Source organism: Pinirhizobacter sp. (assembly GCF_035317885.1).
Classification (GTDB): domain Bacteria; phylum Pseudomonadota; class Gammaproteobacteria; order Xanthomonadales; family Rhodanobacteraceae; genus Pinirhizobacter.
Window position 1 is genome coordinate 1 of the sequence record NZ_DATHFX010000297.1, and the last position, 3,647, is coordinate 3,647.

The 3,647-nt window shown below is 66.7% G+C and carries 3 protein-coding genes and 1 pseudogene; 2 read left to right on the forward strand and 2 right to left on the reverse strand.

The genetic code is table 11. The features are described from left to right. Both VK519_RS09720 and trxA read right to left on the reverse strand, forming a co-directional pair. Positions 1 to 285: pseudogene (locus VK519_RS09720) on the reverse strand (hypothetical protein); the annotation flags it as partial. 176 nt (positions 286 to 461) lie between these two features. Next, positions 462 to 788: a thioredoxin TrxA gene (trxA, locus tag VK519_RS09725; protein ID WP_524538988.1), complete on the reverse strand. Its 327-nt coding sequence runs from the start codon at positions 786 to 788 to the stop codon at positions 462 to 464. 346 nt (positions 789 to 1,134) lie between these two features. On the opposite strand from trxA, the gene VK519_RS09730 reads away from it, so the two are divergent. Together VK519_RS09730 and ftsE are read left to right on the forward strand one after the other, a co-directional pair. Next, positions 1,135 to 2,847, forward strand: a complete 1,713-nt coding sequence (locus tag VK519_RS09730) for an ATP-dependent RNA helicase RhlB (RefSeq protein ID WP_324349356.1) — start codon at positions 1,135 to 1,137, stop codon at positions 2,845 to 2,847. A gap of 49 nt (positions 2,848 to 2,896) precedes the next feature. Further along, positions 2,897 to 3,574, forward strand: a complete 678-nt coding sequence (ftsE, locus tag VK519_RS09735) for a cell division ATP-binding protein FtsE (protein WP_324349357.1) — start codon at positions 2,897 to 2,899, stop codon at positions 3,572 to 3,574. Positions 3,575 to 3,647: the final 73 nt, after the last annotated feature.

Here is a 3,647-nt window from a genome sequence, read left to right on the forward strand (position 1 = left end):
GCGTGGCTCATAGGTGGAGCGCGCCTCCTGGACATTGCCGTTGGCCTGGCCCTGGCTTTCTTGGCCGCCGGGTGCCGTGGCCGCGGGGGCCGGCTGCGTGGGCGCCGGAGCCGGAGATCGAGCGGGCGGGGCGCTCTCGACGCGCTGGGGAGCCGACGGCAACTCGCCCTGCACGGGCGCAGCCGCCTTGGCGTTCTTGCGAGGAGCGCGCTTGACCGGCTCGCTCACGGGTTTGTCATCGGCGCGCTTGGCGTCGGTGGATGCTTTGGATTCGATATCAGACACGGGCAAACCTCGGGGGCGCCGTTAAAAGGAAGGGTTCTGGGAGTTGAAGCGGATGGCGCGAAGGGCACGGGACAGCGGTGAGTCCCGGCAGGTGCGATGGAATCTAGCACTGTGCGCGCCGCGGCGTAAAGCCACGGCGCGTGAATAACCGGGTCAAATGCCCGGTTTGGACACGATTACAGCGTTTTGTCGATCAACTGGGCCAGCTGGCCCTTGCTGACGGCGCCGATCTGGGTGGCCTCGACCTTGCCGTTCTTGAAGATGATCAGGGTGGGAATGCCGCGGACGCCGAAGTCGCGGGGGGTCTTCTGGTTCTGGTCGATGTTGATCTTGGCGATGCGCAGCTTGCCCTGGTACTGGGTGGCCAGGTCGTCCAGGATCGGTGCGATGGCCTTGCAGGGGCCGCACCATTCCGCCCAGAAATCAAGCAGGACGGGGGTATCGGAATCAAGGACTTCGGCCTTGAAGGCGTCGTCGCTAACGTGGGTGATCAGGTCGTTCACCATGGATCTCCAGCTTGGGATGTTAAGGGGGTTGACGACCGCGCGGCTCGCATCAGCTACACTCATGCGCCCACGAAGCGCGGGTTGAACCAGGAATGAGGGGTGCCCCCCATGGGGCTTGCCGTCATTCCAGCGCAACTCGGGGTGCGATTCAAGGGCGCTGAAGCTGGCGCCGCCGCACGGCCGCTACACGCCCAGGCCAGGGCACCCCGGGCGTTTCGTTTCTGCAACTGGAAATGGGCACGACCGCCCCAATTTCAACCATGCCCCAGGCGCCCCTTTCGGCGCCGTGGCCCCCAAGCCGGCTGCCCATCCGGGCGCCCGCATCTGTGATGACCCCCTATCCATGTCTGAAAAAGTACTGACCGACACCTTCTTCGAGTCCTTCGACCTGCACCCGCTGCTCCAGCAGGGCCTTGCCGATACCGGATTCACCCGCTGCACCCCGATCCAGGCACTCACCCTGCCCTTGGCGCTGGAGGGCCGTGACGTCGCCGGCCAGGCCCAGACGGGCACCGGCAAGACCTGCGCCTTCCTGGTGGCGTTGATGAACCGGCTGCTCACCCGGCCGGCCGCCATCGACCGCAAGGATTCCGACCCCCGGGCGCTGATCATCGCTCCCACGCGCGAACTTGCGATCCAGATCGAGAAGGACGCCCAGGCCATCGGCCGGCATACCGGCCTGCGCTTCGCCCTGATCTACGGCGGCGTCGACTACGACAAGCAGCGCCAGCTGCTGCGCGCCGGCTGCGACGTGATCATCGCCACGCCCGGCCGCATGCTCGACTACTACAAGCAGAGCGTGTTCGGCCTGAATTCGGTCGAAGTGATGGTGATCGACGAGGCCGACCGCATGTTCGACCTCGGCTTCATCAAGGACGTCCGCTTCATCTTCCGACGCCTGCCTGCCCGCGAGCAGCGCCAGGTGCTGCTGTTCTCAGCCACCCTCAGCCATCGCGTGCTGGAACTGGCCTACGAGCACATGCACAACGCCGAAAAGCTCGTGGTGGAGACCGACAACATCACCGCCGATCGCGTGCGCCAGCTGGTTTACTTCCCTTCCAAGGAAGAGAAGATGCCGCTGCTGCTGAACCTGCTCGAGCAGACCGGTGCCGAGCGAAGCATCATCTTCGTCAATACCAAGGCCGCCGCCGAGCGCATCACCGACCGCCTGAAACGCCATAACTACCGCGTGGGCGCCATCTCAGGCGACGTGCCGCAGATCAAGCGGCAGAAGCTGCTGCAGCGCTTCCAGGACGGCGTGATCGACATGCTGGTGGCCACGGACGTCGCCGCCCGCGGCCTGCACATCCCGGCCGTCAGCCACGTCTTCAACTACGACCTGCCGCAGGACGCCGAAGACTACGTCCATCGCATCGGCCGCACCGCGCGGCTGGGTGCCGACGGCGACGCGCTCAGCTTTGCCTGCGACCTCTACGCCATGGGCCTGCCCGACATCGAGCAATACATCGGGCAGAAGATCCCGGTGGCCAGTGTCACGCCGGATCTCCTGATCATGCCCAAGCCGCGGCCTCGCGCCGATGGCCTGGCGGACGATCCGGAGGAAGATGCCGCCGATGCCGCCGCCAGTTCCCCGGTGAACGACAAGGCCCGCGAGGCCCGCTCGCGTTCGCGCAGCGGTGGCGGTTCGTCGGATCGTCCGAAGAAGTCCAACGGCAGCAGCGGTGAGCACCGTGCTCCGCGCGAGCGCAGGTCCACGACTGCGGTCGCCGAATCCGCGAGCGATGCCGCCGCGGTGGCGGTGGCGGTGGCCGTACCCGTCGTGTCCGCCGGCGCCGAAACTGCTGCGGAGGCCGCCGAAGGCGACCTGGCCAAGAAGCGTCGCCGCCGCCGCCGCGGTGGCAAGGCCGCCCGTGAGCGCACGACCAACGGCAGCACCGAGCAGCGCGTGGAGTCCACCGCCAACGGGTCGGCCGAGCCCGGCCGCCGTCCTTCGCGCCACGTGCCTTCGGCTCGCCCCACGGCCCCGGCACCAGCCCCTCCGGCGGAAAAAGTCGGCTTCTTCAAGCGCCTCGGACGCCTCTTCGGCGCTCGATAACTTGCGGAAATCCCGTATGCTTCCCTGAGTCAAATCCAAGGGAAGCCCGGTGATTCGTTTCGACCAGGTGGGCAAGCGCTATGAAGGCGGCCACGACGCCCTGGCCGACGTGAGTTTCGGTGTCGAAGCCGGTGAGATGGCCTTCGTCACCGGCCACTCCGGTGCCGGCAAAAGCACCTTGCTGAAGATGCTGGGCCTGATCGAGCGTCCCACCCACGGCATCGTCATGTTCGACGGCCAGAGCCTGGCGCAGGTGCGCCAGCGCGATATTCCCCGGCTGCGCCGGCGCATCGGCATGGTCTTCCAGGACCACCGCCTGCTGATGGACCGCACCGCCTTCGCCAATGTCGAACTGCCGCTGGTGATCGCCGGTGTCCCCGCCGCCGATCGTGGCAAGCGCGTGCGCGCCGCGCTGGAAAAGGTGGGCCTGCTACCCAACGAAAAACACCTGCCCTCGGCGCTGTCCACCGGTGAGCAGCAACGCCTGGGGATCGCCCGCGCCATCGTGGGCAAGCCCACCCTGCTGATTGCCGACGAACCCACCGGCAACCTTGATCCCCAGCTTGCCGTGGAGATCATGGGGCTTTTCGCCGAGTTCCAGTCGGTAGGCACCACGGTGCTCATCGCCAGTCACGATCTGATGCTGATCAAGCGGATGAAGAAGCGCGTCGTGGTACTCGACCACGGCCGGCTGGTCGCCGATATTCCCGCCGCGGAGATCGTATGAACGAGGCGGTGCGCGAGAACCGGAAACCCGTCACCGCCCGCGCCCGTGCCGGCGGCTTCAATGCCTGGCGCGA